The organism is Luteolibacter sp. Populi (assembly GCF_040801775.1).
Taxonomy (GTDB): Bacteria; Verrucomicrobiota; Verrucomicrobiia; order Verrucomicrobiales; family Akkermansiaceae; genus Haloferula.
This window is the reverse complement of sequence record NZ_CP161812.1, coordinates 6,489,857-6,504,995: the sequence shown is the minus strand read 5'-3', so window position 1 is coordinate 6,504,995 and position 15,139 is coordinate 6,489,857. Positions and strand designations below refer to the sequence as shown.

14 protein-coding genes are annotated in these 15,139 nt (G+C 63.5%); 11 read left to right on the top strand and 3 right to left on the bottom strand.

Going from position 1 to position 15,139, the window contains the following annotated elements:
- Positions 1 to 75 precede the first annotated feature (75 nt).
- The 3 genes from ABWK72_RS26505 to ABWK72_RS26495 are packed head-to-tail and all read left to right on the top strand — an operon-like array spanning position 76 to position 1,798.
- On the top strand, positions 76 to 789 hold the full coding sequence (locus ABWK72_RS26505) for a hypothetical protein (RefSeq protein WP_367872590.1): 714 nt from the start codon (positions 76 to 78) through the stop codon (positions 787 to 789).
- A 3-nt stretch (positions 790 to 792) separates the two neighbouring features.
- Positions 793 to 1,437: an RNA polymerase sigma factor gene (locus tag ABWK72_RS26500; RefSeq protein WP_367872589.1), complete on the top strand. Its 645-nt coding sequence runs from the start codon at positions 793 to 795 to the stop codon at positions 1,435 to 1,437.
- A complete protein-coding gene (locus tag ABWK72_RS26495; protein ID WP_367872588.1) occupies positions 1,424 to 1,798 on the top strand; it encodes a hypothetical protein in 375 nt (124 codons plus the stop codon). The genes ABWK72_RS26500 and ABWK72_RS26495 overlap by 14 nt, the downstream gene beginning before the upstream one ends.
- Here the strand turns inward: ABWK72_RS26495 and ABWK72_RS26490 are convergent.
- Positions 1,752 to 2,774 carry a sugar phosphate isomerase/epimerase family protein gene (locus tag ABWK72_RS26490; protein ID WP_367872587.1) on the bottom strand — a complete coding sequence of 341 codons (1,023 nt, stop codon included), beginning with the start codon at positions 2,772 to 2,774 and terminating at the stop codon, positions 1,752 to 1,754. The two genes, ABWK72_RS26495 and ABWK72_RS26490, sit on opposite strands and share 47 nt — an antisense overlap.
- Before the next feature lie 282 nt (positions 2,775 to 3,056).
- Between ABWK72_RS26490 and ABWK72_RS26485 the strand changes: the two genes are divergently transcribed.
- The 3 genes from ABWK72_RS26485 (at position 3,057) to ABWK72_RS26475 (ending at position 6,419) form a co-directional block, all read left to right on the top strand.
- Positions 3,057 to 3,953, top strand: a complete 897-nt coding sequence (locus ABWK72_RS26485) for an alpha/beta hydrolase (RefSeq protein WP_367872585.1) — start codon at positions 3,057 to 3,059, stop codon at positions 3,951 to 3,953.
- 313 nt (positions 3,954 to 4,266) lie between these two features.
- Entirely contained in the window at positions 4,267 to 5,499 is a 1,233-nt protein-coding gene (locus ABWK72_RS26480) for a hypothetical protein (RefSeq protein WP_367872584.1), read from the top strand.
- The gene (locus tag ABWK72_RS26475; protein ID WP_367872583.1) at positions 5,496 to 6,419 is read left to right on the top strand and encodes a hypothetical protein; all 924 of its coding nucleotides are present in this window, start codon (positions 5,496 to 5,498) and stop codon (positions 6,417 to 6,419) included. Before ABWK72_RS26480 ends, ABWK72_RS26475 begins: the two co-directional genes overlap by 4 nt.
- Positions 6,420 to 6,566: 147 nt before the next feature.
- On the opposite strand, the gene ABWK72_RS26470 is transcribed toward ABWK72_RS26475, so the two are convergent.
- Both ABWK72_RS26470 and ABWK72_RS26465 read right to left on the bottom strand, forming a co-directional pair.
- A complete protein-coding gene (locus tag ABWK72_RS26470) occupies positions 6,567 to 7,562 on the bottom strand; it encodes an NPCBM/NEW2 domain-containing protein (protein WP_367872582.1) in 996 nt (331 codons plus the stop codon).
- 108 nt (positions 7,563 to 7,670) lie between these two features.
- Entirely contained in the window at positions 7,671 to 8,069 is a 399-nt protein-coding gene (locus ABWK72_RS26465) for a DUF2721 domain-containing protein (RefSeq protein ID WP_367872581.1), read from the bottom strand.
- Positions 8,070 to 8,194: 125 nt separating this feature from the next.
- Between ABWK72_RS26465 and ABWK72_RS26460 the strand changes: the two genes are divergently transcribed.
- The 5 genes from ABWK72_RS26460 (at position 8,195) to ABWK72_RS26440 (ending at position 15,070) form a co-directional block, all read left to right on the top strand.
- On the top strand, positions 8,195 to 10,075 hold the full coding sequence (locus tag ABWK72_RS26460; RefSeq protein WP_367872580.1) for an ABC transporter ATP-binding protein: 1,881 nt from the start codon (positions 8,195 to 8,197) through the stop codon (positions 10,073 to 10,075).
- Positions 10,076 to 10,536: 461 nt separating this feature from the next.
- Positions 10,537 to 11,472 carry a polyphosphate polymerase domain-containing protein gene (locus tag ABWK72_RS26455; protein ID WP_367872579.1) on the top strand — a complete coding sequence of 312 codons (936 nt, stop codon included), beginning with the start codon at positions 10,537 to 10,539 and terminating at the stop codon, positions 11,470 to 11,472.
- Positions 11,473 to 11,513: 41 nt separating this feature from the next.
- The gene (locus ABWK72_RS26450) at positions 11,514 to 12,281 is read left to right on the top strand and encodes a DUF4956 domain-containing protein (protein ID WP_367872578.1); all 768 of its coding nucleotides are present in this window, start codon (positions 11,514 to 11,516) and stop codon (positions 12,279 to 12,281) included.
- Between the two features lie 29 nt (positions 12,282 to 12,310).
- Entirely contained in the window at positions 12,311 to 13,777 is a 1,467-nt protein-coding gene (locus ABWK72_RS26445) for a porin (protein ID WP_367872577.1), read from the top strand.
- A gap of 282 nt (positions 13,778 to 14,059) precedes the next feature.
- Positions 14,060 to 15,070 carry an AraC family transcriptional regulator ligand-binding domain-containing protein gene (locus ABWK72_RS26440; protein WP_367872576.1) on the top strand — a complete coding sequence of 337 codons (1,011 nt, stop codon included), beginning with the start codon at positions 14,060 to 14,062 and terminating at the stop codon, positions 15,068 to 15,070.
- The last annotated feature ends 69 nt before the right edge of the window (positions 15,071 to 15,139 follow it).

Sequence of the window (15,139 nt, the reverse complement as noted above, 5' to 3'; positions counted from 1 at the left end):
CAGCGGGACAGGCACTTTCTGTCGCCCCGCATTTTTCCCGACGGATTCGGCAGCGGCAGGCGTGATCCCTACGAGATGAAAGCCAAACCGAATCCCCGTTTCCTCCCCTCCCTCCTGCTCGGCCTCGCGCTCGCCACCGGTCCTGCCACCGCCCAAGAGCCGCCCGACGGCCTTTCGCCAATCCCCACCACCACCGAGCAACTCGTGCTCATCCCCGGGGCTGTGGTCATCCCGCAGGCCGACTTCCAAGACGCCACCCTGGGCGAGGTGGTCGACTTCCTCGTGGCGAAATCGGGAGCCAATCTCATGATCAGCAGCGAGGTGAAACAGCTTAAGGTCCCAGACATGACCCTGCGCAATGTCACCGGACTCGGCGTCTTGCGCGCGATCGCCAGCACCGGCGTCCCCTTCCAAGTCACCGAGACCGCTCCCGAAATCCCCGGTGACACCTCCGTATGGGTGATCGTGGGTACCAATCCCGTCGATCGCGACCTGCCGAACATCACTCAAATCTTCAACCTTCGGAACGTGCAGCCCATCGGAGCCGTGGCAGCAGCCGCGGTCGAATCACCGGTAAGCCGGGACGAATTCACCGCGATCGTGCAGGAGATGAATTCCGCCGTCCTTACCGCCCTCAAGGCCCGCTCGGAATCGATCAATGCGAAGGTCGACCTTCCCGTCATCAAGGTCCACGAGTCCACCCGCCTTCTCATCATTTCCGGTCACCCGGAGGAGGTGAATATCGCCCAACAGGTGGTTTGCGCCCTCGGCGGCCAGCCCGTAAACTGAAGCGTGAGCCTCGCGATCATGGACGCCTCCAGCAGCTTGCCGGACGATCGCGTCCCCGCCCTTTCGGCGCTCCCCAGCGTCGCTCCGCCTCCGCCGGTGGCTGAATCCGCATCCCTCCCTTCACTGACCCGCCGCATGGCCGCGGGCAGGGATGATGCGTTCCGCGAGTTCCATGCCGCCTGGTTCAGCCGCATCTTCCGCTATGTCTTCGTCCTCATGCGCGGCGACGAGCACGCCGCCTGCGACGTCACCCAGGAGACCCTGCTGCGGGTCGTGCGCCATATCCGGGCCTTCGAAGCCGAAGACGAATTCTGGGGCTGGCTCACCTGCCTCGCCCGCAGCGCCGCGGCGGATCACGGGCGCAAGGTCTCGCGCTACCGCCGTTTGTTAGAACGCTTCGCCGGAGAAAACATCGGGCTCGCCTCCGAACCGGATTCCGATCTCTCCACCGCGATCCAGCACGGCCTCGGCCAACTCGGCGAGGCCGACCGCCTCCTGCTCCAGCAGAAATACAGCGGCGGTGCCAGCGTCCGCCAACTCGCCGCCAGCACCGGTGCCAGCGAAGCCGCCATCGAATCCCGCCTCGCCCGCGCCCGCCGCGAACTCCGTTCCATCGTCCTCCGAATCACCGGCCATGAAGAACACTGACCATCACCAGTTGTGGCGCGACGCGCTCGACGACAGCCTCCCCGCCGGCTTCTCCGCCGCCGCCCTCACGCAAATGCTCGGTGCCGCCCGCAGCCGCCGCCGGCGCAAGGCCGCGGTGAAAGGCGCCATCGCCGCCGCACTCGTCATTCCCGCTCTCTTCCTCGCCCTCCGCCCCGCCCCTCAGCTTCAGGTTACGCGACCCATCGAGGAGGCCCATCGGGAAATACCCTCGCCCACCCCTCCCAGCCCCCCGCCAATCCAAGCCATGAGCGACGACGAACTGCTCGCCCAGTTCCCCGGCCGCGCCGTGGCCATCATCGGCTCGGGGGACTCGAAGCAGCTGGTATTCCTGGATCGGTAGGCCGATCCGGCCCGCGCCGGCGCTCGGGAAAGGAATGCTCCCACACCGCCAGCGCATCCCGGATCTCCTCGGTCTTCCGCGTCGGGCTCAGCTCCCAGACGATCGGGCAGCCCGCCGGGAACCACGGCAGTAGCTCCTCGTACTTCAGCTCGCCGGTGAAAGGCGTCCGGTGATCCCGCGCCGGCCACTGTACATCGTGCAAGTGCCCGCCGATCAGGTGCGGCGAGATTCGCCGCAGCCACTCCGGGTGATCCAGCAGCCCCAGGTTGTGCTTGAGCTGCACGTGCCCGAAGTCGTGCCAATACCCCACCCACGGGTTGTCGGCGAAGTGCTCCTGCAAGCGCACCATCTCCCGCTCGCTCGGCATGTCCTCGTAACGCGACCGCGATTCCACCGCCAGCTTCACCCCATACTCCGCCGCCTTCTCCGCGATCTGGCCCAGCGCCTCGATCGCCCGCTCGTAGTAGAGCGGCGCCAGCTTCTCGCGCTTCTTCACGAAGGCGATCTTCTCCGCCGCATAGTCCGCCCCGTTGCGGCCGTCCTGCGCCACCATCGCCGTCAGCCGCTTGGTCCACTTGCGCGTGTCCAGCGGTACCGAGCCCATGTGCAGCACCATGTAGTGCGCCTTGAATTCCGCCGCCAGCTCCAGGGTCTTGAGGGTCATCTCCATCGCCCGCTGCCGGTCGAAGGGCCGGTGCGACGTGTATTCATAAGCATCCGGCGCATCGATCATCACCTCCACCGGGGATGGAAAGTAATTGTGCACCCCGGAGCAGCTGAACTTGCCCGCCGCATACGCCTTCCGGATCCCTGGAATCTTCGCCACCGTCATCCCGTGCGAAAGCTCCAGGCAGGTGAACCCGAGCTCCACGATCTCATCGATCATCGCCTCCCCGTCATGGTGGCGGGAGTTGTTCCAGCAGGTCGAGAAAGCAAGCACGCGGACCATCTTGGAGCGCCCCTTCGGAACTTTCAACTGCCACGGCGTTCCTAAAAGCAAACCGCGGCTTTCCCCGGGCACTCCTGCGGCAACTGCTTCCCGTTCTCGCGCCGCGTCCTCAGGGCCTCAAGAAGCGGACCGCGCTTTCACCGGCATGCCGGTGCACCCGGTCATGATCGCGAAGCTCCTCGCCATGGGCCACCCCGGCATGGTAAGCCGCTCCGCGGTATCATCGCGAAGGCTCCAAAGCTCGACAACGAAGCGGAGCAGCTACCGGGAGACTTAAAACCCAAACCACGGACCCTGACCCGTCCTACCATGAAACGGACCCTGCTTTCCTGCGCCCTCGGGGCCTTCGTCGCAATCTCCCCATGCGTCCGGTCCGCTGAACCCGCGCCCGATCCGAAGTCCGCCTTTGCCCGCCCGATCGTTCTGGGACCGGATGACAAGGAGGCATTTGCCGCGCCGCCCGCCGGATTTAACACCACGAAGAACGATGTCCCCCATGGCCGGCTCGAAATGGTGGAATACGAGTCCAAGAGCGTGAAAACCAAAAGGCGGATGCAGGTCTACACCCCGCCTGGATACTCGAAGGAAACAAAGTATCCGGTGCTCTATCTGCTCCACGGCATCGGAGGGGATGAGAACGAATGGCAGCACTTCGCCAAGGTGGATGCGCTGCTGGACAACCTCATCGCTGAAAAAAAAGCCGCTCCGATGATCGTTGTGATGCCAAATGGCAGAGCCCGGAAGAACGACCGCCCGGAAGGCGACATCTATGCATCGGCCCCGGCCTTCGCGGATTTCGAGCGGGATCTTTTCGACGATGTAATCCCGACCATCGATTCCCGCTTCAGTACCATTCCCGATCGGGAGCACCGGGCCCTTGCGGGGCTCTCCATGGGAGGAGGGCAAACCCTGAATTTCGGACTCACTCACCTCGACTCGTTCGCCTGGATCGGAGCTTTTTCTCCAGCACCAAACACCAAGCCACCGGCGACCCTGGTCCCGGATCCTGCCGCCACGGGGAAGCGCTTGAAATACTTTCTCCTGACCTGCGGGAACAAGGATGGCTTGATCAATATCAGCCAGGGCATGCATGTGTACCTGAAGGAAAAGGGAGTGCCTCATGTCTGGCATGTGGACGGCCATGGTCACGATGCCATCCACTGGGCGCACAGCTTGCACGAGTTCGCGCAACGGATCTTCCGATGAGATAATGGCACCCGGCGGAGGACGTCGTTGCGGTCGAAGCCCCTTGCCGGAAAGCTTCTTGAGAAACGGTCCCTGGTGATGGCGGCTTGGCATCTCCGTTTCTCCGCAGCCGCGTCTCCCACCACACTTCATTGGACATTCGGGAATTCTGAATTCGTCATTCCTTCCAGGCTGCCTTGTTTTTTGAAAAACGTGTGAATTCCACGCCGCGTTTCCCGATCACCTTGACATGAGGTTATCGCTCACCAATCTGCGCCCAATGTTCCCCCGGCGCTTTATCTCAAGCTTTTTGGCAGCCTGCGCGGTTTTCAGGATGCTCGGTCCGGCCACCGTCTTTGCGGCGGAGACCACGCCCCTCGGCATCTATGCGGTGAAAATCGCGGGGACAGCCCCCGGAGAAACCCGCGCCCGGACCTATCTCGGCATTCAACTCCTCCAGCCCGCCAACTTTGGTGGGCTGGTCGTGCAAACGGACGGAAAGCGCTTCACCTTCAACGGTGCCTCCGAACTGCCCCTGCACTCCGATGCGGACAAGGAATATTACGTCCACGCCATCAATGGACCGGGGGCCGGTTTCATCGCCCGGATCGAGGCCTATGAAGGAGCTTGGGTGCGTTGCGATCAGGATCTCGGCGCCTGGCTGCCGCCGGGAACGCAATTCTCCATCCGTCCGAATCCCCGCCTCACCGATCTCTTCGGCGCGGACAACCGCTTCGGCTTCGTCAGCGGAGAGAATGCCGCCCAGTCCGACAAGGTGGTCCTCTGGGACTCCCGCGAGCAGGAAGAGCGGATCTACTACTTCAACTCGACTCGCAGCCGCTGGGAGGAAAAGGGCATCGAGGCCGATGCCGGGAACACCCCGATCCGCTATCCGAACGGTCTCTACATCGTTCGCCATTCGGCCACCCCGCTCCGCATCGCGCTGAAGGGCGAGATCTCCGCCGATCCGGTGCTTCTACCGGTGCGGGACGGTGCCAATGTGTTCTCACTCCCGGTGAACCTGTCGGCCTCGCTCGCGAATCTCGTGAGTTCCTCCGGCCCCTTTGCCGTCAAGTCCGGCAAGAATGCGGCCCAGTCGGACATCCTGTCCTTTGAGGATCCTGCCGGCGTCGCAGGCAGCGGACCGTTCTACTATCGATCTCGTAGCAACGACACCGGCTGGCGGGCGGTCGGCACGAACGACAGCGATGCGCCGCTCCAGCCGCTGGACATGCTTTCCACCCTCGTGCTGCGCCACGAGGGGGAAGACGCCTTCGTGCGCGTCAATGCGGACCTCACGGCACCGCCCGGCGGTCCCTTCGTGCCCCCCGCTGATCCCGATCCGGGTGAGCTGCCGCTGGAAGTCGAGGTGCCGAATCCGGTCAACCCGTCCCCGGCAGAACTCACCATCGTCCTGGAGACAAGCAAGGATCTCGCCACCTGGAGCCCGGTGTCTTTCACGCCACGGGCGGATCACAGGGTCTTCTTCCAGCTTCCCCCGGCGAAAGCCGTGCCTTCTACCGGCTCCGTGTCGAATTGTTCTGAACAGCGGCCAGCAAGCTCATGAAACTCTTCCCGATTCCCCTGCTTGTTCTGGCCGGCATCGCCTCGCTGGAAGCCGGCACCTTGGTCGTCACCGCCCTGCCGGGCGATGAAGCCGTGCCGCAGCTTCTCCGCACCCTCGGCGGCCAACCGCTCGGAGCCACGGCCACCGTCCAACTCGGTGCCTTCCCGGGCCTGAGCGATGACCAGGTTCTCGATCTTGCCACCGGCGGCTATGCAGCTTTGACGGCATCGTGGCTGCCCTTCGGCGAAGAACACCCGATGGGCACCGGGGCGGATGACCAGTCCGGCAGCTTCGAGATCGCGGCACGGCAGGACATCCCGGAAGCCGGCCCATCGCCAGCAGGCCAGGAAATTTCGATCATCATCCGCAGCGGCGCGGAATTCCTCGTCGCGAGGTTCAAGGGCAAGACCTTCGCCGCCGATACCGAGACCGGCTTGGAGCAGGTCGCCGTCTTGCAGCTCCGCGATGCGAAGATCATCGTCGGCAACCGCCTCGGCCCGCAAACCATCGCCACCGCCGTCACACCCGCAGTCGGCAGTTACGGCTCTTGGATTGCCGCCTACACCACGGCAATCACCGATGAAGCCCTCCGCCAACCGCAAGCCGATGCCGATGGCGACGGCCTGTCGAACTTCTTCGAATACGCCACCGGCGGCGATCCGGCTTCAGGCACCGATGCCAGCGTCTGCCGCATCTCCGGAGACGGCAGCGGCCACCCTTGGCTGAGCTTCCGCTGCCAACCGGGCCTCGGTGGAACCGTCCCCTCCCTCCGATCGTCCCCGGACCTCCAAGAGTGGTCGGACTTCGCCGCGAATCTCGAATGGGACACCAGCCCGCCTGCCGCCGGCTCATGGCTCCGCGCCCGCATACCCGGAGCCATGGATCCGGGATGGTACTTCCGTCTCGAACTTGACGAGTAGTCGGCAAGACCTTCCCGAGCCTCGAAGAGGCGGCAGGGAGATAGCCCCGGGGGTAACCGAAGCGCAACCGCGGGTCGCGGCCCGCCATCTGGAGGCATCATCCGCACGAGGAGCGGTATTTTCATCCCATCAAGTTCGGCATGCGGGCTACCGATACTGTGGATTGACCCAAAGGGACCAGTCCCCCCGATCGTCCCTGTTGTCGTCCACGATCAGGACCAGCTTCTTGCTGGGATTGAAGGATATCTCAACCTTCTCCATGGGATTGGAGCCCGAGATCAACTTGCTGCGGAAGACCTGCCCCTCGGCGGTCTCGATGGAAAAGTAAACGCCGCTTTGATTAGAATTACCCTTCACCACGAGGTCTGCCAGGCACGCGGAGGCACGAAACTCCGTGACCGGCTTGTCGAACTCGTACTCGATGCGGCCTGAAGCATGGGCGAAGATGTAGTCCCGTGCGTTGAGACGTTGGTCGTTGACGGCGACCGCGCCGTCGGGCTTTTCGAGATTGCGGAAGAAATGCTCGCTGCCTTCGGTTTTCTTCCATTTCACCGCTTTGAGATTGAACCATGACTTGGCGGGGGCGGCAGCGGCTGGCTTGTCCTCCTTCACCGCGGCATCCGCCACCTTCACCGCTTCCTGGGCCCCTTGAAGGATCGAGCTCTGCCGGCGGGCATCGCGCTCCGATCTCACCTCCTCCGCATCCTTGATCTTGCCCCCCGAGACCAGCTTCTTCTCCAATTCGGCCAAGCGCCCGTCATAGCTCCGAAACCAGGCCACAACGGCCCGTTGTTTTTTCACGAGCCGGGCTGCGGCCGCATTTTTATAAACTTCATTCAGTTTTGAGATCTCGGCGTTTCCCGATTCCACCAGAGGGATGTCCTCCTCTGACTTCCATCGCTCGATCTCGGCGCCGAGGGCATTGACGCCATCCAAGTCTCCTTCCTTTTTGGCAGTGTCGCGAGCCTTGCCCAAGGCAATCAGCAACTGATCCTTCAGCTTTGCCAAGTCCGCCCGATAGCCGTCGCCGATCGCCTCGAACTTCGCTTCCGCGGCCTTCTGCACCACCGGCAAGCTATCTTGGGCCAGGGCGGAAATGGCAGCTCCGCTCAGCAAAAGAAGAAATAGGAAAATCCGCTTCATGACTTGTGGGACCCATCGACCCTAGAAAGCCACCCCTTTGCCTTCCAGCCTCAATTTGGACCGCCCCTCCCCCCACACTTCATTCATCATTCGGAAATTCCGCATTCGTCATTCTTTCCTCTCCTCCACCGAATTCAGCAGAATCCTCAAGGCCCCGCCCGAGATCCACACCTCGTAGCACAGGCAAACCAGCGAGCAGCCCATCAGCAGCAGCGCCACCGTGAAGGACGGGACCGCCAGCGCCTGCATGCCACCGATCACTGCCACCATCGCCACCACGCAGAGGGTGAGGCTGAAGGCCCCGAAGAGTTGCATCGCCCGGATCAGGGTCAGGCGCCGCCGCAGGTTGTCGATCTGCGCACGCAGCAGATCGTCCTTCTTTTCCAGCCAGTCCTTGTGCAGCTGGCGGATCAGCGCGGAGAGATGCAGAAAGCGGTTGGTGAAGGACAGGAACAGCAGGCTGATCGCCGGGAAGAGCAATGCGGGAGTGGAGACTTCGAGCGTCACGCGGCGCAGCCTATCGGGACCCGGCCCGCCGGGCAACCGCGTGGCTTGCAAGCTTTTTCGCTCCGCCGCCTGCTAGTTCCGGGCTTGCCGCGAGGGTCCGGCGGGGGGAATCTCCGCGCCCACGGATGAAGAAATTCTACCCCTATTTCCGATACCTCGCCGGTGTGAGAAGCACCTTCATCGCGGGGGTCGCTGCCGGGATCGTGTTCGCGGTGGCCAGCGGCTTCGGCCTGCCCCTGATGGTGAAGACCGTCTTCCCCCTGATCTTCGGCAAGGTCAACCAGATCACCGAGGTCCAGTCCGAGCTCGACAAGGCGGTCGGGCCGGCGCGGTCCAAGGAGCTTCTCAACAAGGCCTTCGAGTCCGAGATGAAGCAGGTCGAAGAGACCTCGAAGTTCCGCACCTACGTCGCGGACAAGGTCGGGGAGGAGAACGCGCCGCGGGCGATCCTGATCGCAGCCTGTGCGATCATCCCTCTGGCGGCCCTGCTCCGCGGCATCGCCGGCTTCTTCAATGTCTACTGGATCACCGCCTGCGGCCTCCACGTGCTGCGGGAGATCCAGCAATCCGTCTTCGTGAAGCTCCAGCGCCTGCCGCTGGGATTCTTCAGCGGCCGCAAGACCGGCGACCTGATCAGCCGCGTGATCTCGGACTCGAACATGCTGCAAGGCGTGGTCACCACGATCTCGAACGACCTGATCAAGCAGCCCTTCACCCTGCTCGCGGCCCTCGCCTTCCTAGTCAAGGACAGCTGGGAGAACAGCGAGTCCTTTTTCCTGATCATCTGCCTGATCAGCATCCCGCTGGTCGTCGTCCCCATCCGCTTCATCGGCAAACGCCTGATGCGGAAGGCCGCCCACATGCAGCGCGAGTCCGGCGACAACTCGGGGATCCTGGCCGAAACGCTGGGAGCCACCCGCGAGATCCGCGCCTTCAACCTGGAAGAGATGATGGGCAACCGCTTCCTCGACGGGATCGCGCGCTGGACCAAGTTCCACCTGAAGGTGATCAAGTACCGCTACCTCACCCCGCCCCTGATCGAGATGGTGGCCGCCGGGGTGGTCGCCTTCGCCCTCGGCTACGGGGCCTCGAAGGGGCTGACCCTGGAGCGCTTCATGGGCGTGGTAACCGCCCTCTACATGTGCTACGACCCGATGAAGAAGCTCGGGGAAATCCACAACCGGATGAAGCAGGGCGAGGCCTCGCTCGACCGCCTCGAAGTCATCCTGAAGGCCGAGGAAGGTGTGACCGATCCACCGAACCCGGTGAAGATCCAGAACGTGAAGGGCAGCCTCTCCTTCCGCGATATCGAGTTCGCCTACGGCGACAACCCGGCGATCAAGGGCATCACCCTCGACGTCCCCGCCGGGCAGGTCGTCGCGCTGGTCGGACCTTCCGGCGCGGGCAAGACGACCTTCGCCAGCCTGATCCCGCGCTTCTACGACCCGAACTCCGGCACCATCCAACTGGACGGCGTGGATATCCGGGACCTGCGCCTGAAGGATCTGCGCGATCACATCACGATCGTGCCGCAGGAGGCGGTGCTCTTCGCGGGCACGGTCTTCGAGAACATCCGCCTGGGCCGGATGACGGCGTCGGAGGATGAGGTGAAGGAAGCCGCGCGGCAGGCGCACGCGCACGACTTCATCGAGACCCTGCCGCAGGGCTACAAAACCCAGGTCGGCGAGCGCGGTGCCCAGCTCTCGGGTGGCCAGAAGCAGCGCATCTCGATCGCCCGCGCCTTCCTCAAGAACGCCCCGGTCCTGATCCTGGACGAGGCCACATCGGCGCTCGATGCCGGCGCGGAGTCGCGGATCCAGGAGGAACTCGCCAGCCTGACCCGGGGCCGCACCACCTTCATCATCGCCCACCGCTTCAGCACCATCCGCATCGCCGACCGCATCCTGGTTTTCGACCACGGCCGGATCGTCGGGGACGGCACTTTCCAAGAGTTGGAAGCCAAGCACGACATGTTCCGCTCCCTGTTGGAGATGCAGCGGCACTGATGCCGTACTACTCCTTAAAGGGGTTACCTTAAGGGGATAACCTTTGCGTGCCGTTCGGGGCTACGGGTGGCGTGCCGTTCGGGGCACCACCCCCCGTCCCGGTTCGGGGGATGGGTGGCGTCCCGTTTCGGGGGACGGGTTCCCCCCTGCCACCCGTTGACCATGTCCATACATCTCGGGAAAATCGCTAGATTGTCCCTTTTCTGGAATGGTTTTTGATCGACGGGACGTAACTGTAACGAAATTGTCACCTTAATGGTCGTGCCATCCCGGTAAAGAATTCCCGGGACACTGCGGCGACGGGGAGAACTCAGCTCCCGTCATCGCGGTATGTCACTGACCGCCAAAACCCCACATACTTTCCACGAACCGGATACTCCTAGGAACCTGCCCGCCACCCCGAGCGCCCGTCCTCCCACGACGCCACGCTTGCCGGTCCGGTTCCCCCTTCACCCACGGCAATGGACGCAAATCAGAATCGCAGGGAATTCAAGTTCGTGCTGCCTCCGCAGCTTGCAGGAGTGCTTCGCGCCCGTGTGGGAGAAATGATGGTGGCCGACCGTGGCGCGGAGGACGGATACGCCGTCCTGTCCGAGTATTTCGACACCGACGAGCGCACCAGCTACTGGCAGAAGCAACTCGGCGTGCCGAACCGCCGCCGCGTGCGCAGCCGGGTCTATGGCCGGGCCGACGGCGCGATTCCGGCCAGCGCCTTCATCGAGGTGAAGCACAAGCTGGACGGCGTGACGGTGAAACGCCGGGTGTCCGTGGAGCTCGACGAGCTGGGCCACCTTTCCACCGGCAAGCTTCCCAATCACAAAGGCATCCCGACGTCCATCGACCAACGGGTGATGGCCGAAATCGACGATCTGGTGAACACCCGCGGCAGCAAGCCGGTGGTGCAGATCCGCTATCACCGCTACGCCTTCGACAGCGGTCCGGAAGGGACCATCCGCATCACCTTCGACATCGACCCGCGCTGCCGCTTCCGGCTGGTGCCGCTGACGCCGGATGATCCGGACTTCGAGCTTCCGCTGCTGGAGCCCGGTTCGGCGATCATGGAAGTGAAGACCATCGGCCCGGTGCCGTTCTGGTTCCGCAATCTGATCGGGGAATACAAGCTCGTGCCCCGCGGCTTCAGCAAATACACGGCCGCGCTGGAGATGTATGAGTTCAAGGGGATGACCGGCAAGCCGCCGCGCCCCAATCCCGCGCCGACCGAGAGGATCTCCCGCGGCAATCCCAATCCCGTGGACGAGAAGGGCCGGCCGCTGCCCCCTTCGACTTCCGCTTTGCCACGCCGGGCCCGGATTCCGGAGCCCGCCAAGACCGGCGGCATCTTCCGCCTGCTGGCGCTGAAATGTCTGGCGCTCTTGCATCCGGCAAAAGCACGTTAGGCATAAGCCCCGTATCCGTCTGATTTCCCCAGAGTATCCGCATGTACCCGTTTGCCGACTTCGCTTCCTCCGCTGTTAGGTTCATCGCCCAGACCGCCGCTCCCGAGGGCTTTCATTTGCTCGACAACATCTTCAGCAGCGCCGCGCCGGTCGCGGGCTCACGCCCCGACTTCCGGGAGGTCGCTTTCGCGATGGGGATCAGTCTCGCGCTCAACCTCCTGATCGCGACGATCTACCGCCGGACCTACAAGGGCACCCGCTATTCGCAGGACTACGTGCAGACGCTGATCATGATCGGCGTGGTGACCACGATCCTGATCATGGTGGTGGCGGGGAACGGGGCGATCGCCTTCGGGATGTTCGCCGCCTTCTCGGTGATCCGCTTCCGCCGCACCCTCGGCCAATCGCGCGACCTTGCTTTCGTGTTCTTCGCCATGGCCATCGGCATGGTGGTCGGCGCGCGGATGTATGACATGGCGGTGGTCATCACCTTGATCGTGGGGATCGCGATCGTGATCCTGACCAAGGTGGATGCCTTCGCGCCGCGACGCGCCTCGCACATGCTGACGCTGCGCATGACCAGCGACATGGACTTCGAGCAGCTGCTGGAGCCGGTCTTCCAACAATTTTCGGACCGCGCGCAGCTGGTCAGCGTCTCTTCCGCACAGGCCGGGATGATGACGGAACTCCGCTATGGCCTTCAACTCAAGCTCGGTGCCAGCACGCCCAAGTTGCTGGACGCCCTGCACCACGTCTGCGGTAACAACCGCGTGATCCTGACCCCGACCGGCAACGAACTCGACATGTGAGGCGTTCGCCGCAGCCCTTTGAAACCCCGATGAAATCCTTGTCCCGCCTCGCGCTCTTTTCCTGCCTAACTTTCGCCCTCGTTCCTGCCGTTCACGCGGCGGATGAAACGGCCGGCGACTCCAAACCCGCCAAGGAGGAAACGGGCGAGAAGAAGAAAAAGAAGAAGAAGGACAAGGACGGGAAGAAGTCCAAGGACGGCAAAAAGAACAAGGACGGCGCGGCCAAGCCTGCAGACAAACCGGCGGATGCACCGGAGACGGCCGCGGTGCCGGCCGGCGCCGAGACCGTGCCGATCGTGACCGATGCGAAGGGTGTGATCGTGGAATCGGATGCGGCCAAGCCCGCCAACAATGGCGACTGGTGCACCTGGCTGCGGGATCATCCCGGACGGCTCTATTACAGTGAGACGAACCCCTGGTTCCAATCTTTCGAGATCGGCGGGCGCTTCCACTACCAGGCAGCCTACCTGGAAGGCACGGATATCAACGGTCGCGACTTCAACGACAAGTACGACGAATACCGTAGGTTCCGCCTGGAGACCAAGACGGAGTTCCTCAAGTATTTCACCGCCGAGATCAACGTCAACCTGGTGGCGGACGACCGCTTCCGCGACGACCTTTTCACCGACCTGGAGTGGGGCTACGACCGTTTCGACGAGGCCACCCTGCAGTTCGACATCGGCGAAGCCTTCGGCAAGGGGCCGCTCGACGGCATCAAGCTCAAGTACGGGCGGATGAAGGTGAAGATGACCGAGGAGCAGCACATGTCCTCGAACGAGATCTACACGATCGAGCGTACCGGCATCGCCGACCGGCTCGGCGGGAACCAGAGCCGCCCGACCGGCGTGACCCTGGAGCTGGACAAGGGAGACTACGAGCTGGTGCTCGGTGTCTACAGCGCGGAAGACGATTCGGATTTCCTCGGTGCCTGGAACGACGGCGAGTTCTTCTACGGCAGCTTCAAATGGAAGCCGGACAACGATTTCTGGATGGTGCTCGATTACAGCCAGAACAACATGGACGACCGGGCGGTGACCGATGACGCGCTCGGTTACGGCTGGGCGGCCTCGCTCTCCGCGACCTACGAGAAGAAACACTGGGGCTTCATCGCCGAGGCGATCTATGGCGATAACGGCGGCGGCAACGGCCTGATCACCCGCCGCGCAGGGGATTTCCATGCCTTCGTGGTCATGCCCTGGGTGTGGATCATCGAGGACAAGCTTCAAGCGGTGGTGCAGTACCAGTACGCCAGTTCACCCGAGTCCCAAGGCCTGCAGATCCCGTCCCGCTACGTCCGTGCCGAGCACGAGGATCCAGCGGTGGACGTGGACAACGGTCGCGGCAACGAGCACCACTACCTCTACGCGGGGCTGAATTACCATTTCTGCAAGGACCGTCTCAAGGTGATGGGCGGCGTGGCCCTGGACGACCTGACGACCCGCGACGGCGAAGTAAAGGCGCTGACCTATCAGGTGGCGTTCCGGACGGCGTTTTGAGTTGGGTGCATGCCGTGGGCGCGGGAGCCGGGACATTCACGCGCTTTTGAGATTTGAGATCTCAGATTTAAGAGGAAGAAGAAGGCCGGATACGTGTTGGCATTGAGGCGGCTACTCCCCCCGTCGGACGCGGAACGGCAATTGCGGCCGGGGGCGGGGGCGGAGGCTGAGCCGGTTATCTGGCATCGGGCGCTATCCGGGCCCCGGCCATTTGGCGCGTCTTGCAAATGGATTGGCGCGTGCTGCGAGTGACAGGATGCGGATGTGGGGTAGCGTGTATGCATGACCGCCGCCGACCGCTTCCGCATTTCCAGCCTCCTCCCGGGGCGCTTGGCAGAGCAGAAGCTGGCGCTGCCGGCGCTGCTGCGGCGTGCCGGTTTACCCGCGACCTTCTTCCAGCAGGAGAAGATCCATGCAACGACCGCGGAACTCTTCGCGCTGTGGCGTGCGGTTGGCGAGATCAGTCCGGATCCTGGGATCGGGCTGAAGCTGGGGGCCGAGCCGCGGATGGAGCGCTACCATCCTGCGGCGGTCGCCGCGGTGTGCAGCCGGACCTACCGCGACGCGCTGCAGCGGATGGCCCGCTACAAGCAACTGACCTGTCCGGAGGAGATCCAGATCACGGCCAGCGGGGACGAGGCGACGGTGAATTTCATCTATCACGAAGCGAAGGAAGACGAGCCGGAGGTGCTGATCGATATGGCGCTGGCGTGGATTTTTTCGGTCGGCCGACGCGGCACGGACGGGCAGGTCACGCCGCTGCGGCTGGAGCTCAAGCGGCCGGTCCGGAATCGCGAGCTGCTGGAAGCGCACTTCGGCTGCCGGGTGAAATTCAAGGCGGGGCGCAATGCGCTGGTGCTGCGGAAGACCGATCTGGATCGCCCCTTCGTGACGCACAACGAGGAGCTGCTGTCGGCGATCGGGGCGCAGTTGGAGAACGAACTCGAGGCACGCGCCAACTCCGCCGATCTGGGGGAACAGGTAAAGCGCACGCTCAAGCGTTCGCTGGCGGGAAGACGCCCGGTGCTCACGGACATCGCGCAGGAGCTCGGGATGAGCACGCGGACGCTGCAGCGCAGGCTGGGCGACGCGGAGATCACCTTCCAGCAAGTGGTGGAGGATACGCGGCGCGAGCTGGCCTGCCACTACCTGAAGCAAAGCGGCGTCGAATTGAACGGGGTGGCCTTCCTGCTCGGCTACGAGGATGCGAACTCGTTCTTCCGCGCCTTCCAGGTGTGGGAAGGGACTTCGCCCGGTGAATGGCGCACCCGCCAGCGCGCCGAGGTGGCTTGAAATCATGAACCTGGCACGACGCGATTTTCTGAGAACCGCCGGTGCCGCGACCGCGGCATCCCTTCCGGT

Excerpts from the sequence above, each read along its gene's own strand:
- ABWK72_RS26505 (WP_367872590.1), top strand. The coding sequence starts at position 76 with ATGAAAGCCAAACCGAATCCCCGTTTCCTCCCCTCCCTCCTGCTCGGC.
- ABWK72_RS26495 (WP_367872588.1), top strand. The coding sequence starts at position 1,424 with ATGAAGAACACTGACCATCACCAGTTGTGGCGCGACGCGCTCGACGAC.
- ABWK72_RS26485 (WP_367872585.1), top strand. The coding sequence starts at position 3,057 with ATGAAACGGACCCTGCTTTCCTGCGCCCTCGGGGCCTTCGTCGCAATC.
- ABWK72_RS26480 (WP_367872584.1), top strand. The coding sequence starts at position 4,267 with ATGCTCGGTCCGGCCACCGTCTTTGCGGCGGAGACCACGCCCCTCGGC.
- ABWK72_RS26475 (WP_367872583.1), top strand. The coding sequence starts at position 5,496 with ATGAAACTCTTCCCGATTCCCCTGCTTGTTCTGGCCGGCATCGCCTCG.
- ABWK72_RS26470 (WP_367872582.1), bottom strand. The coding sequence starts at position 7,562 with ATGAAGCGGATTTTCCTATTTCTTCTTTTGCTGAGCGGAGCTGCCATT.
- ABWK72_RS26460 (WP_367872580.1), top strand. The coding sequence starts at position 8,195 with ATGAAGAAATTCTACCCCTATTTCCGATACCTCGCCGGTGTGAGAAGC.
- ABWK72_RS26455 (WP_367872579.1), top strand. The coding sequence starts at position 10,537 with ATGGACGCAAATCAGAATCGCAGGGAATTCAAGTTCGTGCTGCCTCCG.
- ABWK72_RS26450 (WP_367872578.1), top strand. The coding sequence starts at position 11,514 with ATGTACCCGTTTGCCGACTTCGCTTCCTCCGCTGTTAGGTTCATCGCC.
- ABWK72_RS26445 (WP_367872577.1), top strand. The coding sequence starts at position 12,311 with ATGAAATCCTTGTCCCGCCTCGCGCTCTTTTCCTGCCTAACTTTCGCC.
- ABWK72_RS26440 (WP_367872576.1), top strand. The coding sequence starts at position 14,060 with ATGACCGCCGCCGACCGCTTCCGCATTTCCAGCCTCCTCCCGGGGCGC.